The organism is Streptomyces sp. NPDC045778, assembly GCF_056431945.1.
In genome coordinates, this window is record NZ_JBWKJZ010000045.1 from 1 (window position 1) to 14,785 (window position 14,785).

General features: G+C 69.9%; 13 protein-coding genes. 7 read left to right on the forward strand and 6 right to left on the reverse strand.

Going from position 1 to position 14,785, the window contains the following annotated elements; all coding sequences use genetic code 11:
- Window positions 1-89: 89 nt before the first annotated feature.
- Window positions 90-668: a TetR/AcrR family transcriptional regulator gene (locus tag AC07GB_RS36010; protein ID WP_478853085.1), complete on the reverse strand. Its 579-nt coding sequence runs from the start codon at window positions 666-668 to the stop codon at window positions 90-92.
- Window positions 669-810: 142 nt separating this feature from the next.
- Here AC07GB_RS36010 and AC07GB_RS36015 point away from each other — a divergent pair, with 142 nt between their 5' ends.
- Window positions 811-1,257 carry a DUF6463 family protein gene (locus tag AC07GB_RS36015; RefSeq protein WP_478853087.1) on the forward strand — a complete coding sequence of 149 codons (447 nt, stop codon included), beginning with the start codon at window positions 811-813 and terminating at the stop codon, window positions 1,255-1,257.
- 105 nt (window positions 1,258-1,362) lie between these two features.
- On the forward strand, window positions 1,363-1,803 hold the full coding sequence (locus AC07GB_RS36020; protein WP_478853089.1) for a VOC family protein: 441 nt from the start codon (window positions 1,363-1,365) through the stop codon (window positions 1,801-1,803).
- 246 nt (window positions 1,804-2,049) lie between these two features.
- Here AC07GB_RS36020 and AC07GB_RS36025 read toward each other — a convergent pair whose 3' ends face one another.
- On the reverse strand, window positions 2,050-3,114 hold the full coding sequence (locus tag AC07GB_RS36025; protein ID WP_478853091.1) for an LLM class flavin-dependent oxidoreductase: 1,065 nt from the start codon (window positions 3,112-3,114) through the stop codon (window positions 2,050-2,052).
- Window positions 3,115-3,791: 677 nt separating this feature from the next.
- Between AC07GB_RS36025 and AC07GB_RS36030 the strand changes: the two genes are divergently transcribed.
- Complete coding sequence (locus tag AC07GB_RS36030) at window positions 3,792-6,434, forward strand: DUF6185 family protein (RefSeq protein WP_478853093.1); 2,643 nt, start codon at window positions 3,792-3,794, stop codon at window positions 6,432-6,434.
- 62 nt (window positions 6,435-6,496) lie between these two features.
- Here the strand turns inward: AC07GB_RS36030 and AC07GB_RS36035 are convergent, their stop codons facing one another.
- On the reverse strand, window positions 6,497-7,327 hold the full coding sequence (locus AC07GB_RS36035; RefSeq protein ID WP_478853095.1) for a hypothetical protein: 831 nt from the start codon (window positions 7,325-7,327) through the stop codon (window positions 6,497-6,499).
- 911 nt (window positions 7,328-8,238) lie between these two features.
- Between AC07GB_RS36035 and AC07GB_RS36040 the strand changes: the two genes are divergently transcribed.
- The 4 genes from AC07GB_RS36040 (at window position 8,239) to AC07GB_RS36055 (ending at window position 12,794) form a co-directional block, all read left to right on the forward strand.
- On the forward strand, window positions 8,239-10,215 hold the full coding sequence (locus tag AC07GB_RS36040; RefSeq protein WP_478853097.1) for a twitch domain-containing radical SAM protein: 1,977 nt from the start codon (window positions 8,239-8,241) through the stop codon (window positions 10,213-10,215).
- Window positions 10,216-10,378: 163 nt separating this feature from the next.
- Window positions 10,379-10,837, forward strand: a complete 459-nt coding sequence (locus tag AC07GB_RS36045) for a hypothetical protein (RefSeq protein ID WP_478853099.1) — start codon at window positions 10,379-10,381, stop codon at window positions 10,835-10,837.
- Window positions 10,838-10,843: 6 nt separating this feature from the next.
- Window positions 10,844-11,746, forward strand: coding sequence for a DUF6734 family protein (locus AC07GB_RS36050; protein WP_478853101.1), 903 nt, complete (start codon window positions 10,844-10,846; stop codon window positions 11,744-11,746).
- A gap of 103 nt (window positions 11,747-11,849) precedes the next feature.
- Window positions 11,850-12,794, forward strand: a complete 945-nt coding sequence (locus AC07GB_RS36055; RefSeq protein ID WP_478853103.1) for a DUF6734 family protein — start codon at window positions 11,850-11,852, stop codon at window positions 12,792-12,794.
- Window positions 12,795-12,925: 131 nt separating this feature from the next.
- Here AC07GB_RS36055 and AC07GB_RS36060 read toward each other — a convergent pair whose 3' ends face one another.
- From AC07GB_RS36060 to AC07GB_RS36070, 3 genes are all read right to left on the reverse strand, one after another.
- Window positions 12,926-13,216, reverse strand: coding sequence for a DUF6355 family natural product biosynthesis protein (locus AC07GB_RS36060; RefSeq protein WP_478853105.1), 291 nt, complete (start codon window positions 13,214-13,216; stop codon window positions 12,926-12,928).
- Between the two features lie 437 nt (window positions 13,217-13,653).
- On the reverse strand, window positions 13,654-14,385 hold the full coding sequence (locus AC07GB_RS36065) for a hypothetical protein (protein ID WP_478853107.1): 732 nt from the start codon (window positions 14,383-14,385) through the stop codon (window positions 13,654-13,656).
- Complete coding sequence (locus AC07GB_RS36070; RefSeq protein ID WP_478853109.1) at window positions 14,382-14,702, reverse strand: PadR family transcriptional regulator; 321 nt, start codon at window positions 14,700-14,702, stop codon at window positions 14,382-14,384. The genes AC07GB_RS36065 and AC07GB_RS36070 overlap by 4 nt, the downstream gene beginning before the upstream one ends.
- Between the last annotated feature and the right edge of the window lie 83 nt (window positions 14,703-14,785).

Consider the following 14,785-nt stretch of genomic DNA (forward strand, 5'->3'; position numbering starts at 1 on the left):
CCGGACGAACTCCCACTCGGCGTCCGACAGTTCATGGCGACGTATCACGACACCATGATCCACCAGCAGTGAACATTTGACGACACCGCCTAGCGGGCCGCCTGGTCCGGTGACTGGAGCAGCCACGTCGTCGTCAGTTCGTTGACGTCGGCTCGGCTGCGGTCGCCGTGGTCGGCGAACAGGAAGCGGTCGGCGATGTACAGCGAGAAGGTGACCAGGCAGCGCGCCTCGACCTCGGCCTCGTCGGCGCAGAAGGAGCGGAACAGCGAACGCAGGTAGTCCATATGGCGGTTGTCGACGCGCCGCACGCGTTCCGCGACCGCCGGGTCGCGCCGGGCCCAGTCACGGATCGCCAGGTCGGTGGTGACGTCCGTGTCGAGCCCTTCGCCGGTGTCGACGATCGCGAACAGGTGGCGAAGGCGGGCTTTGGCGTCGCCGCCCTCCTCCTCGACGCGGGCCTCCACCTCCTCGGTGACTTCGCGTTCCCAGCGGTCGAGCATCTCGTCGAGCAGGGCGCGCCGGTCTGTGAAGTAGCCGTAGAAACCACCCTTGGAGACGCCGAGGGCCTTCGCGAGCGCCTCGATCTGGACGGCGTCGGGGCCGCCGCTCGCGAGCGCGCGCAGGCCTTCGTCGATCCACTTGTGCCGGGGGGTGCGGGCCACCGCCATGTCTGCTCCGTTCCGCCTGAGGTCCGCCGTGAGTTGACGTCGAAACGGTGTCGAGTCCGCCTCGGTCACCCTTCTATACGCCATCGTATAAAAGGGTGCTAGGGTCCATCTATACGGCAGCGTATAGATGAGGAGAACAGTCATGGCACTCCTGAACGGCATGCGCACGTCCCGCCCGGCCACGTCGCGGCTCGCCCGCGCGGCCGGTTGGATATCCGTGGTCTTCGGCGTCCTCCACATCGTCGTATCGCCGCTGGACAGGAAGGACGTCTGGTCGGACATCCTCGAGCAAGGACCGTGGCGGACGATCTCGCTGGACGTCACCGCCGAGAACCTCGCCTACTCCGAGGCCTTCTGGGTCGCGCCGGGCAGCTTCGGGGTGCCGGTGCTGCTGTTCGGCGCCTTCGTGCTGTGGACGGCGAAGCGGGGCGAGCGGGTGCCCGCCGCGTTCGGCTGGGCCATGGCCGCCTGGGGCGCGCTCCTGGCCGCACTCCTTCCCGCGTCGCCCGCCTGGGCCCTGCTGGCGGTCGGTGTACTGCTCGTCGTGGCCGCGCGCCGGCCGGTCACGAATGGTGCTGAACGCCGCTGAGTTCGCGGTTCCATATGAGGGCCCTGTACGTGAGCCTCGTACGAGCAACTCGTACGGGCAGCCCGTACGAGAAAGCCGTAAGAGGAAGAAGAAGGAGAGGCCAGCATGGCGATTCAGCGGATGGACAACGTCGGCATCGTCGTCGAGGACATGGACGCCGCCATCGCGTTCTTCGTGGAACTCGGTATGGAGCTTGAGGGCAGGGCGGAGGTCGAGGGTCCCGTCGCCGACCAGTGCACCGGGCTCGACGGCGTCCGCTGTGACATCGCGATGGTCCGCACCCCGGACGGCCACGGTCGGCTCGAACTGGCGAAGTACCGCAGCCCCGCGGCGATCAGCGCCGGGCCGCGCAACCGGCCGCACAACATTCTGGGCACGCACCGCGTCATGTTCGCCGTCGACGACATCGAGGACACCGTGGCCCGCCTGCGGCCTCACGGCGCCGAACTCGTCGGCGAGATCGCCCGGTTCGGGGACAGCCATCTGCTCTGCTACGTCCGGGGGCCGGAAGGCATCATCGTCGGTCTGGCCGAGCAGCTTGACTGAGAAGGAGGGGCCCGGGCCACGCGCCCGACTCCGGCAGGCTGCTGCCTACCCGTGCGACGCGGCGCGGCCCGCCATCGCTCCGCAGCGACTGAAGCGACTGGAACTCCGGAGGAGTGGCAGCGAGGGGCTGGGCGGGCTCGCGGATTTCGCCGGGCGGGCTCGCGGATTTCGCCGGGCGGGCTCGCGGATTTCGCCGCGCGGACCATCGGCCGACCCTCGCTGAAGTGCGCTGAAGTGCGCTCAACGTCAGGCCAGCAGCCGCGCGAACTCGGCCATTTCACTCTCCGGGTCCACGACGGGCTGGATCACCAGCTCGTCGACCCCCGCCTTCTCCAGCCCGGTGATCCGCTCGGTGACCTCGCCCCGGGTGCCGACCAGGCCGAACTTGTCCACCAGGGAGGGCACGATGAGCCGGCGGTCCTCGGGGGAAAGGCGGCCCAGGTAGTTGCGGTAGAGCGCCTGGTGAAGCTTGGGGTCGGTGGGGGAGGTGCCGCGCAGCCGGAACAGGCGGTCCACAGCTTCGGCCTCTTCCGGGGGTAGGGCCGCGCGGAAGGCGGGGTCATCCGCGCCGAAGATCAGCGCGCTCAACGCGAGGTGCCCCATCGCATCCTTGACGGAGTCGCCGTAGCGGTCCTCACCGTCGGCGAGGACGTGCAGGGCGGACATGAGGTACGAACGGGGCTTCTCGGCCGCGCGGGCGGTTCTGCCCGCGTCCCGCGCTGCCGCCGCCACCCGCCGGGCCTGGCCGATGGCGGACCAGGCCGCGGGGTCGTGCAACCCGAAGGAGATCAACCCCGCGCCGAGCCGGCCCGCGACCGCGGCGGCCTTCAGGCCGAGCGCGGCCACGACGAACTCCACGGGATCCTCGGTGTTCACGTACGGCCCGGCGTGCAGGAAGCGCACCCTGCTCGACCGGTCGCCCTCGCGGTAGTCCGACTCGCGGCCCGCAGTGAGGTCCTGTAGGGCGGCCGTGAACGACTCCAGCTCCGACATCTTCGTAGGCCGCATGCCGAGGGTGCGGCGCGCCGTGTTGCCGGTGCCCACCCCGCAGATGACGCGGCCGGGGGCGAGGGCGTTGAGGCTGCTGAGGGCCGCCGCCGCGGCGGGCGCGGAACGCAGTGCCGGCGAGGTGACGCCGATGCCGAGCCGGATCCGGTGGGTGGACTTGGCGCAGAGCGCGAGAGCCACGAACGGATCGCCGTGGACCATCGGCGTGTCGTACACCCAGAAGCTGTCGAAGCCGAGTTCCTCGGCCCGTGCGGCCAGGTGTTCCACACCCGGCCCCGCTGTCATGACGATGCCGGTACGCATGGCGACTCTCCCCGTCGTCGAGTGAGGTGCTGAACCACTCCTGTGGCAGGACTGGCGGGTGGCGCGACAACTGCCTGTCTGTGAAGGGACGTTGGGCTATCTGATCATCGCTGGCGGTACGGTCGGCGGGGTGTCGGCCGAGTTCAGGGGTGGACGACGAACGTGGCCTGCCCGCCCTGGCCCGTTCCCACACATCAGGTGTCCCGTTCCCGCGCGCAGGCCGACCGGCGGAGCCGAATCGAGCGCCCGCCCCAGCGACTGGAGCGACCGAAGCGACTGAGAGGTTGAGATGGCTGGCGCAGCGCGGTCCTGCCGTGGCGGACGTCCGTGGTGCGGCCAACTTCGAAGGGCGGGACCCCCCCCGCGGCCCCCGCGTCGGGGGCGGACGCGGGAGCCCGCCGGCCGCCAAGGGGGGCGGACGACCGGCGTCCTCAGATTAGGGCCAACCGTGCCCCCTCGTCCCCTACTGGTCCACACCAATTTTGAGGACATCGCACGCGGGCGCGACGTCGTCCACTACTACTGCCACCCCGACCAGTCCCTGGACCACGTGCAGGACGCCGCCCGCCGTTCGGCGCGTGTTCGAACCCTCCTGACGTATGGCTGCGCGGGCCGTACGCCGCCACGCTGTGCGAAGGTCTGGCGGGACGATCTCGGGGGTTGGCATGTCCTGGTGCTTGAGAGGTCTCTTCACCGTGCTCCTGGCCGGCCTCCTCTGCGGCCCCCTGGTGACACAGGCGTACGCGGGCACGGCGTCGGCCACGTCCGACGACGGCTCCTGCGACACCCGCGGGCTGCGCACGGCGACCGTCGAGGCACACCTGCGCGTCGACCACGAGGACCGCACCTACGCCCAGGTCTCCTCCACCCTGACGCTCACGGTCCCCCTGTCCTGGAATCCGGCCGCCCATCTGTTGCTCAGCACCGGATCCGACAAGTGCCGGCGGGCCATGCGCTGTCTGGCCAGGGGAGACTTCGACGGCGTGGAGACCCGCTGGGAGGAGTGGCGGCCCGAGCACCCCACGGTGACCCCTGTGAAGGCGCCCTCCGGACAGGCGTCGTCCCGCACGAAGTGGCTGGAGGTCCGCCTGTCCGCCCACGCCTGGGTGAACCAGCGCGGCACCGTCCCGGTCGGACCCTGGACCGTGGGGGTGGGCAAGGCCCGCTGGGAGGTCCAGCTGGTCCCGCCCCGCACCTTGCGGCAGGCGCGGTGGCGCGAGGTCACCGTGGACCCCGGCCGCCCCGGCGCCCGCTCGGCCGCGCCCCGTCCCACCACGAAGAAGGACGACGGGGCCCTGGTGTGGCGGCCCGCCCGCCCCCACGAAGCCCCACCCGTCGAGGTCGGGATCGAGCCCGCATGGCCCCGCTCCTTCTCCGCCCTGGACGACTCGCCCCCGTACGCCGTGTACAGCGCCGCGGGCGGCTCGCTCTGGCAGATCGCCGTCCTCGTGTCGATCTGGTACGCGCTGATCGTGCTGCCCCGGCACGGCGTGCCGGACCCCGTCGAGAGCAGGGCCGTCGCCAACCTGCGCGACTGGAGCCTGACCCTGCTCGGCATCACGCTCACCCTCCAGGGCCGCGATGTGTACCTCGCTTCGGTCGCCGCGTACGAGAACACCCCCGACTGGGCCCAGCGGGCGGCCCACGCCCCCTCCGCCTGGCCGGCCTCGGCCGTGGCCGGAGCGCTGCTGCTGTGCTTCGCCCGGCCGTCCCGTGCTGTGGCGTTGCTCGGTGCCGTGCTCGGTGTGGGCGCCGCGGTGCCTGCCCTGCTGCCCGCGGTGGTGGGGTTCGACCCGGAACAGTTCGTCCAGCCGCCCGGCCCCGGGGACGTGACCGTGGGTGTCGTGTGGGGTGCCACCCTCTGCTCGTTCGCCCTGCCGCTGCTCGGTGGCGCGCTCGCGGTGCGCCGGGTGGCCGTCGGCGGCGGCCTGTGGCGGCCACGCCACCCGCGCCCCCGGACCTGGCTCCTTACGGCCGGGATCGGCGCCCTCGCCGCGATCGTGGGCCTGTGCTACGTGGCGGCCGCCGAGCGGGACTGGAACCGCGCCAGCTGGCTCTCCCCGCGCATCGATCCGACGGGCCTGGTCATCGACAACTCCGGCGCCCCTCAATGGCATTGGGGCTACGGGACCTGGCACCGGGCCGAGCTGCGCAGCAACCTGCTGTGGTTCACCGACAACACCCAATGGTGGTGGTTCGGGATGTGGTGGGTGCTCAGCGGCCTGGCCGTCCTGGCCGTACTGCGCAGCCGCGCCGTGCGGACCGCGCGGGCCACCACCCTGGCGCGGCGCGGCCCCAAGGCGGCGGACCGGTTCCTGCTCCTGCTGTTGTTCCCGGTCATGGCCGCGATGGACATCGGCGTGTACACGGCCAGTGACGCCGTCAGGGGCTCGTGGTTCTTCCTCAACTTCCTCGCGCTCGCGGGCGTCCTGCGCCTGACGAGGCGTCACGCGGTCTCCGCCCGGCCGCTGAGCGTGTCAGGGCAGCCGCTCGGCACGGCCCTGGCCGCCACCGACCGCGCCCGCCTCCTTGAGCGGGCCCGCCGCCACCGCGCCCTCCACGCCGGGCTGCGCGCCGCTGCCCCGGAACAGACCGACGAGGGCGCGGCGGCGCGCGGCGGCATGGAGACCCGGCTGCGCCGACTGCACCGCTGGCGCACCTCGGCAGGGCGCCCCGACCGGCTGCCCCGCGACGTCTCCGTGGTGGACGCCGCCCTGGCCCTTGGCCCCTGCGACACCTGGTGGGCGAACGGGGCCCGGGCGGCCCGCTGCACACAGCCGGTGGCCCTGCCGTTCAGCGGCGTCCTGGTCTGGGACAGTCACCTGCGCGGCGAGGCCCTGTCCAACACCCTGTACGACCGGCTCGGGCTGCTGGACGTCATCACCCAGTTCGCGATGTGGCAAATCGGTTTCGTGGCGGCCGGGTTCTTCCTGGGCGCGCTGTGGCAGGACCTCCCCGGCCGGCGCGGCCCGGCCAAGGCCCTCACGCTCGCGGTCGCCTACGCCCTGCCGATCGGCCTGTTCGCCCTCGGCAACTGGAGCCTGGGGGAGGAGCAGACGGCCCTCGCCTTCGCCGCGGTGTCCCAGCTGCTCATCCTGACCCTGACCGGCGTCCGGATGGACCTGGAGACGTTCCGCGGCGAACTGCTGCCCGGACGCGGCAGCCTGAGCCTGCTGCCGGCGGTGTACCGGACGCGCTATCTGTCCATCCAGTCCGCCTGGGTCCTCGCGCAGGCCGCGGCCATCGCGACGATCATGCAGTTCTTCGCGGACAACGGGGGCCCGCCCTGGGTGCTGCCCGGCGTCAGCCCGGGAGAGTGAGAACCTGTCCTACCTTTTCGGGTGGGTCGCACCGCAGTTGCCGGAACAGTTCCGGCCTGGGGCTAGGAGCGCACGAGCTTCGCGAGGAGTTCGTCGATGGTCTTCTGGTCGGCGAGCAGGGGAAGGGTGTCGAAGTACAGCTCCCACTCACCGCCCGGACCGAAGCGTTCCATGATGCCGAACGGGACGGGCTCGCCGTGGGGGCGGGTGACCGTGCCGTGCCATTCGACGTACGTGGTGGTCTTGCCGACGGCGACCTGACCCGCCTTGAGCTGGACGTTCGCCTTGTCGAAGAACCTCTCGAGGTACGCCCGCTTCCCCGCCGCGGTCTTCAGCGGTGCGTCGAGCCCCGGCCCCGACAGGCGCGTGGCGCCCGTGCGGGCCAGCAGGGCCGGGATGTCTTCGCTGTTCCACGCCGCCAGGCGCTGGGACAGATCGGCGGCGCGCAGCCGCGTCGGTGCCGGTGTCCGGGCAGGCGCGGGGCCGCGGTCGGTGATGCCCTCGAACAGGCCGGCAGGCGCGTCGGGCAGGGTGTCGCGCAGGAGTACGTGACGGTCGTAGTAGCGACGGGCCTGGAGGGACTTGCCGTCGTCGCCGAGCACGTTGCGGGCGATCTGCGGGAAGGCGATCTTGTGGCCCTTGACGGTGGCCTCGTTCCACTGGCCGAAGACCACGGTGCTCCCGTCGACCACCACGTCGGTGCCCCGGTAGCGCAGGTCCTTCACCAGATTCAGGGAGTTGACGATCGACGGGCCGATTTCGTCATGGCCGCGCCTGGCCTTGCTGCCCGCCTCCCACAGCGTGGCATCCGTGTCGAAGATGTCGAGGTACGCCTGGACCCGGGGGTGCTTCAAGCCGTTCTGCCCCGGCTCGGGCGGCGTGCCGGTCGGCATCGCGCCGAAGGTGATCTGCCGCTTCAAGAACGCACAGACATTCGGCGTGATACGCCCCTCCAGCCGCTCCACTTCCGCCTGAGCGGCCGGGCACGCCTTCCGCGCGGCGGCCGCGCCGCCATCGGCCGATCCTCCGCCCGGCAGCGCGACGGCCGACGTCGTGAGGCCCAATGCGGCGCTCGCCAATGCCCCTGCCAGAACACCCCGCCGGTTCATCCTCATGCCCGTCCCCGTTCCTGTTCACCCGATGCGGCCCAGCGCCGCTCGGGGTGTTCAGCATGGGCCACCACCGGCGTCAAGATCGATTACCTGTGGAGTAATGGCGTACGTGAACCTCGTTGAGGTCGCTTCCGCCCAAGGGCCCCTGCGGGAGGGGGCGAGCACGGCATCCGCCAGGGCCGCCGCACCGAGGAGGACCGGGCGGGTGCCCAGCGGGCCCGACGCAGCCGGGTGACATCCATCGGTACTGGGAGACTCATTCGAGTTGTGCGATGCGCTGCTATGCGCTGAGGAGCCGGTGCGGGCGGTGGATGATCAGAGCCCAGACACGCGAGTGACGCACGAGACACGAGCCACCCCCGGAATACGAATACCGCGGCATTGTAAAACCCGAATAGCACTCCTGTTCTCAGCGCTTTGGAACGGGAAACGAGCCATTCCGGACGTAAAAAAGGTGCGCTGAAGGTCAGGGGGTGGGGTGCGGGGGCCGTCATCTCCCAGGCGCTGCCCACGAGTTCGCCAGCGGAATCCACTCGCCCTTGTGGCGCGCGGTATGGCTGGTCTTCATCTGTGGGCAGAAATTCCCATGGCGGAATCTCGCTTTCCTCCACGAGAATGCCGTACGACGAGGCTGGTCCGGTTTCCCCGGCCGACCGCTGACGTTCTTCATCTGCTACCCGCCGGGAGCCGTGATGAGTCAGAAGCCCGAGGGCAGGATTCCGCTCTGCGTCGCCCCTTTCGTGTCGCTGGCCGTCTGGGCCGACGGTGAGTCGGTCATCTGCTGTGAGGACAAAGGGCCGCAGGCCGGCCGTCTGGGCTTGGTCGACGACGTGTCCGAACTGGTCAACAGCGAGAAGATGCGCCTCGCCCGCCGGCAGCTCCTGCGCGGTGAGGTACCGGACGGCTGCCGGGCCTGTCTCGACGAGGCGACGCGTCAGCCGACCGTCCACACCTACTACCAGGAGAAGTTCGACTGGCGGGATGTCGCGGACGCCTACGACGAGAGCACCGGCGACGTCAGCCGGACGCAGTATCTGCTGATCGCCCTCAGCAACCTGTGCACGTACAGCTGCCGGATGTGCTTCGACAAGCTCAGCACCCGGCTGAATTCGGACCGCCACAGAATGCTGGGCGTGGAGCCGGTCGGATACCGGCGCAATGACATCGACAAGGTCATCCGTTTCATCCGGGCGAACCCGATCCGCATCGTCACGTTCCACGGCGGCAACCCCATCAACGAGCCCCGATTCCTGGACGTGTTGAGCGAGCTGTCGGACGACGTGTCCGTGGAGATCATCTCGAACGGCTCCACGCTGACCTCAGGAAAGGTCGACATCCGCCCCCACCTGTCGCGATTCCAGCACGTCCATTTCAACATCAGCCTGGACGGCACGCGGCGGACCACCGAATACGTGCGCATGCACAGCGACTTCGACGACGTGTTCCACCACTTCACCGAGATCAAGTCGCTGCCCAACACCACCGTCAACCTGCACAACACCATCACCAACCTCAACCTGTTCGACCTTCCCGCGTACTACACGATGGTCCTGTCGGGGCAGTTCGCCGACGCCGACTCCCTTTCCAGCTACATCGCCACGGTGCCGGCCGTCCACCGGATCTCCACGCTCCCGCCCGAGCTTCGGCAACAGGCACGCGAGCGCATCGAGGACTTCCTGCACGCGCTGGGCGACGCCGGTGGCGCGACGCCGTCGGGCGCGTTCGACTTCAAGGCCAACAACGCGCGGGCGTACGCGCGCAACGTCCTCCACCGGATCGACTCGGTCCCCTATTCCCCGAGCCTCTTCGGCGAGTTCCTGGAACTGACCCGCAAGACCGACGCGTTCTACGGCGTCGATCCGCTGCCGGAGTACAGCGATTACCTCGCGTCCGGTGCGCCCAGTGCGCCCAGTGCGCCCAGTGCGTCCAGTGCGTCCAGTGCGTCCGGCGCGCCGGGCGCGAGCGGCCCGCCGGGGCCCCCGCCGCGCCCGAGGCCCTCACCCCCATCCGCTTCCCAGCCTGTCGCTCCCGACGCGGTGGCGGCGAAGGGAGTCGTCGTGTCCCCCAATGCCCCCGAGGTGTCGCACCATGCCCCCGAGCCCGCCCAAGGCCTCCCGGTCCTCGCGGGCCCCTGCCCCTACGTCGGCGAGCGCGCATTCCGGATGTCGGAGTGCATCTTCGTCTGGACAGCCGCGTACTTCCAGAACTGCACCGCCGTCACGGTACGGATCCAGCTCAACCCCGACGCCGGAATCACACCCGCCCAGATGGCGACACTGCGTACGACGTGGGAGAACGGCATCGAGAACAAGTGGAGCAACCGCTTCGTCTGCGCCGGACCCTACGGCACCTCCGTCATCACGCTCGACGTGCAGTGGGTGACCTCCAACCCCCACCACGTCGTCCGGGTGCGGGCAGGCTCCGGCCAGACCAACATGACGACCTGGCACACGGCCGACAGCGGCGACGTCGCCGCACACGAGGTCGGCCACATGCTCGGCAACCCGGACGAGTACACCGACAGCCGCTGCCCGAACCGCAACCCCGTCAACACGGGAACGGTCATGGACAACAACACCGGCGCGGCGCAGCAGCGCCACGTCGACCGGGTCTGTGTCTCGGCGCCGCTCACCGCCGAGGTCTTCTCGATCGGCCTGGATCTCATCTAGGCCCGATCACTCCACGGCGAGGCCGAGGACAAGGACGAAGGACGAGGACGACGACATGAGGGTAACCATCGAATCCTTTACGCGGCCCGACGTCGAGCGCATGAGGGCCGCGGTAGCACGACTGGCCGACGGGACGGCAGGCGATCAAGAAGGCGCAGACGACGTGCTCATCGACCTGCACATCACCGGCGGCTGCCCGGGACAGCGGGTCGATTTCCGGGCCTCGGTCCCTTCGGGGGGCGAGGCCGAGGTGACCCACGTCGACGAGCTGCGGAACGTCGACGAACGCTTCGCGGAACCGGTCCGCCCCGAGGAACTATCGGCCCTGGCCCGGCACTTGAACGTCACGTCCCTCATGGAACTCCCCTCGAACGCCGACGAGGGATACGTACCGGACTCACTCGTCGGCTCGGTCGCCATCACATCGGCGAACGCCCGGATCACCTTGTGGTTCCCCGTCGAGGACGAGGATCCCCCGCCGGGCGACGAGGCGGTGATGCGCATCGACCGCGGGCAGGTCCCCTTCGTCCTGCGCGCCTCCATGGCTCCCCCCAGCGTCCGACCGGCCTTCGCCCAGCTGGCGGAGGTCGTCAACCGCCTCACCGGCCGCTCGCGGCCCTGACCCCCGATGAAGGCCGTCCACGTCAACTCCACCTTGCCGTCCGTGCCGTACCTGGGACGCCTTAAGGGCCCCGACGGCTACGAGGTGGAGGACTTCGAACTCCTCACGACCATCCTCTCCGCGGCCGCCTGGCGCCGCTTCAACGGCACGATCAAGCTGTACACCGACCAGGTCGGGGAGGCGTACTACCGACGCCTCGGGATGACGGAGCTGTGGGACGGCGGGATCGACACGGCCGTCCTTGAGTCGCTGCCCGCCGCCGTCAACCACGACGTGTTCTGGACGGCGGGACGCGTCGCGGCCCTGCGGGCGGAGACGGCGCCCTTCGTCTCGCTGGACACGGACCTCGTCGTCTGGGAAGCACTCGACACCCTGATCACCTCGGAGTTCATGGCACTGCACCAAGAGCCCCTGCACCACGGCGTGTACCGGCCCCGGTGCGAGCTGAGTACACCCAACGGCTACGTCTGGGAGGAGTGGGACTGGGACGCCGTCCCGTGCAACGCCTCACTGACGTACTACGCCACCGACCGGCTCACCGAGATGTTCCATGCCAAGGCCATGGAGTTCATCCTGGGCAACCCGATCCGCCGGGAGGCCGAGAGCCGCCTGCCCGTCCACGACGTGTTCGTGGCCCAGCGACTGCTGCCGATGTGCGCGCTGAGACTGGGGGTGCGACCGGCGTACTTCCTCGACTGGCCGAGGCCCGAACTCAACAGCGAGACGATGGCCGACGGCGGGAAGAACCGGCTGGTCACCCACGTCTGGGCCTACAAGGACGCGCTCAAGACCGACCCGGACCGCCGGGAGTCGTTCTGCCGGCGGTGCGTGGCCCGGATCCGCCGCGACTACCCCGAACTCATGGCAATGCTGCGCCACATGCCCAGCATCCGCCGCTACCTGCCGTGAGGAAGCCGCCGCCCGCGCCTTACGACCGTACGCGGGGACGCCGTACGCGGGGACGCCGTGCGAGGGGACGCCGTGCGAGGGGACGCCGTGCGAGGGGACGCCCGTGAAGGCCATCCACGTCCTCTCCACCCGACCGACCACGAACTACTACGTCTCGCGCGCCGAGGGCTCCCCCTACCGGCAGGAAGACTTCGAGATCCTCACCACCGCCCTGTCCGCCCTGGAGTGGCGCCGGCACAACGGAGTGATCCGCCTCTACACGGACCCCGCCGGCCAGGAGTTCTACGACCGTCTCGGGCTCCTCGACCTCTGGGACGGCGGCATTGACACCAGCCTTCTGGAGTCGGCGTCCCGGACGATCAACGGCAGCGTCTTCTGGTCCTTCGGAAAGACCGTGGCCCTGCGGCAGGAGGCGGCGCCGTGCTGCGTCATGGACACCGACCTTGTCGTCTGGGACAGCATCCGCCACCTCGTCACCGCGGATGTGATGAGCCTGCACGAGGAGCCACTCGCCTTCCCCGCCTACGTCGCCCGCGACCGCCTCACCGCACCCCCCGGCTTCGACTGGAGCGGCCTCGACTGGTCGGTCACCCCGTGCAGCGCCGCGCTGCTGGTCTTCACCCGAGACGCCTTCAAGAACGCCTACGCCGACCGGGCCCTGTCGTTCATGGCGGGCAACCCGGTCCGAGCGGAGCCCGACGGTTCGGTGCCCGCCCACCCGATTTTCGCGGAGCAGCGGCTGCTTCCCATGTGCGCCAAGGCGAGCGGCGTACGCATCGGCACCTTCCTCCGCGACTACACCGGCACCGAGCTGTCGTCCGGCCGCAAGAACTCCACCTTCACCCACCTGTGGAACGCGAAGTCCCTCCTGCACAACAACCCCCGGCGCAGAAGAGAACTCTGCGCGCGCTACGCCCACAGAGTGCGCCGCGACTACCCACACCTCGCGAAGGTACTCGCGAGGTCCGAGCTGCTACGGGAACACTTCAGAGCGGCTGACGCCGTACAGGCGAGCACGGACGGGCGGGCGGATCGGCAAGCACGGTGACACGGCGGGGTGACCCGTGACGGGGGGTGGGTGCGCCCGCGCGCTCCCACCCCCCGGACCGGCTCATCGACGCCGGTCGCCAGGCCATCGCGAACGGGCCCAGCCGGGACCTGCGGTCGTACGAGAGGAAATCAGCAGGTGCGTCCCGTGTACCAGGCCCCGTCGACACCCGAGGCGGAGCCGATCCAGGTCACGCCGGGGCCCACACACTGCTCGCTGTTGGGGCCCCAGTCGTCGATCTCGATCACGATGTGCGAGCCGTCACTGGTGCAGTGGTTGTAGTAGGCGTCGCTGTGGGTCTCGTAGAACCCGCAGGGGTTCATGGCGGCCGCCGGCGCGGCTGAGGCCGACGACGTCAGGGTCATGCCGAGGCCGAGGGCCATGGCGCCGATGAGGGCCGGAAGGGAACGACGAACTTGCATTGGGCGATTCCTTACGGGACAGGGTGCTCACGCACCGTCTCGCGCACCAGCGGGTGCACACGCAGAGCTTGACAGTCCTAACTGTGTGTAGTCGCGCCGATTCGCTCGCATGAGTGATTCGGATCACCGGATCGGGTGCGTACGTGGTTGAGCTGCGTATGTGCACTGGTGGGGGCAACGTCGCCGTGTGGGGCGGGAGTTACTTTCCGTCGCGCCGCGCTCCTGCCCTGGAAGGGCCCGGAATACGGCTCCGGCAGTGCGGGCACCCCCCGGTATCCGGCGGCGGTCCGCTGTCGCCTACCCGGCGGCCGGGCGATACGCCAGGGAGGGGGGTCGAGGCGTAGCCGCCACTGATTCCCGTCCAGAGTCGCTTCGGTCGCTCGTGGACCGACTCCTCGCAGGCGACGCGTGCCGCGAGCCAGGCGAGCCGGAGGAGGCTACTGCTCGTCGGAGGGCCTCCCATCGGCCAGCTCGATTCCGCGTACCCGCCGCAACCACCGTACGAGAGAGAATGTCGCCAGCCCACACCCACCGACCCAGCCCCAGCCCTCCGTCAAGAGGGTGTGCACTCCGTCGTGCTGCGCGATGTAGACCACCAGTGCCGCGGGAGGCACGCCGATGAACGTCTCCTGGCGGCTGCGGGACGTCAGCATCCAGTCGACGGGACGCCACATGCTCCCGAGACAGTCGCGAAGACGACACCGGACAGCGGCGAGGAGAACCCCGGCCCCGTACCGGCGCTGCTGCCACGGGGTGAGCAAGGCGCCACTCTCGGGGTCACCGTCGAGGTCGGCCAGCCATGCGTCGTGCAGATCGCGTCGGTCACCTGCGATACGGGCCGCCAGAGAGGCCCACCGCTCCGCTCGGGGCTCTCGACGCCGTGCCTCGCGGTCGGTTGACACATCGAGGTCGCCGTTTTCAGCCAGGCCGACCCGGCCATGAGACCTGTCGTCGGTGACGGCCACGGGCGGAGAAGGCACCGCGGTGTCGGCGAGTGGCTTGAGGCCCGGCCGCACCTCCAGCTTGGCCTCGCATATCGGGCAGGCGACGAGGTGCGCAAACATACGCTCGCTGCGGCGGAGTTCCCCATCCACCAGGGCGTCGGGCAGGCGGGCGTGAAGGTGACTTGGGCGGCGCTCGTGGGACGCGTCCTGATCCTGCTCGCTCATACGGCACCGCCTGAGGGGCGGAGACTGAATCGAGCACGGCGTGCCTCGCGCGCTTCGAGCGCTGCGAGAGTCTGAGCGCGACCAGCCCCGGTGAACGCGTAGAACCGGCGGGCCGGACGGCCGGGGTGCGGCTCCCTCTCGTCCCAGCTCCGGACCCAACCTCGTTCCAGAAGGCGGTCGAGGATCGGGTAGACGGTGCCGGGGCCGAGGTCGGCCTCGCGGCAGATGCTCAAGCCCCAAGCAGGCGCGTCGGGCGTCGAGTTGAGAAGCGCCTCCAGGACCGCCATGGTCGGCTTCGTGAGCCGGAGATTGGCCATGCCTGCCAGTGAAGCATGTATCGGGGACGACGTACGGGCGTATATCGAGTACGTCCAACGGTGGGCAATGGCAGGCGTGGTCG

Bases quoted from the DNA above. Each gene is read 5' to 3' on its own strand.
- AC07GB_RS36035 (WP_478853095.1), bottom strand. From the start codon at position 7,327: ATGCCGACCGGCACGCCGCCCGAGCCGGGGCAGAACGGCTTGAAGCAC.
- AC07GB_RS36015 (WP_478853087.1), top strand. From the start codon at position 811: ATGGCACTCCTGAACGGCATGCGCACGTCCCGCCCGGCCACGTCGCGG.
- AC07GB_RS36070 (WP_478853109.1), bottom strand. From the start codon at position 14,702: ATGGCCAATCTCCGGCTCACGAAGCCGACCATGGCGGTCCTGGAGGCG.
- AC07GB_RS36010 (WP_478853085.1), bottom strand. From the start codon at position 668: ATGGCGGTGGCCCGCACCCCCCGGCACAAGTGGATCGACGAAGGCCTG.
- AC07GB_RS36025 (WP_478853091.1), bottom strand. From the start codon at position 3,114: ATGCGTACCGGCATCGTCATGACAGCGGGGCCGGGTGTGGAACACCTG.
- AC07GB_RS36060 (WP_478853105.1), bottom strand. From the start codon at position 13,216: ATGCAAGTTCGTCGTTCCCTTCCGGCCCTCATCGGCGCCATGGCCCTC.
- AC07GB_RS36020 (WP_478853089.1), top strand. From the start codon at position 1,363: ATGGCGATTCAGCGGATGGACAACGTCGGCATCGTCGTCGAGGACATG.
- AC07GB_RS36040 (WP_478853097.1), top strand. From the start codon at position 8,239: ATGAGTCAGAAGCCCGAGGGCAGGATTCCGCTCTGCGTCGCCCCTTTC.
- AC07GB_RS36050 (WP_478853101.1), top strand. From the start codon at position 10,844: ATGAAGGCCGTCCACGTCAACTCCACCTTGCCGTCCGTGCCGTACCTG.
- AC07GB_RS36065 (WP_478853107.1), bottom strand. From the start codon at position 14,385: ATGAGCGAGCAGGATCAGGACGCGTCCCACGAGCGCCGCCCAAGTCAC.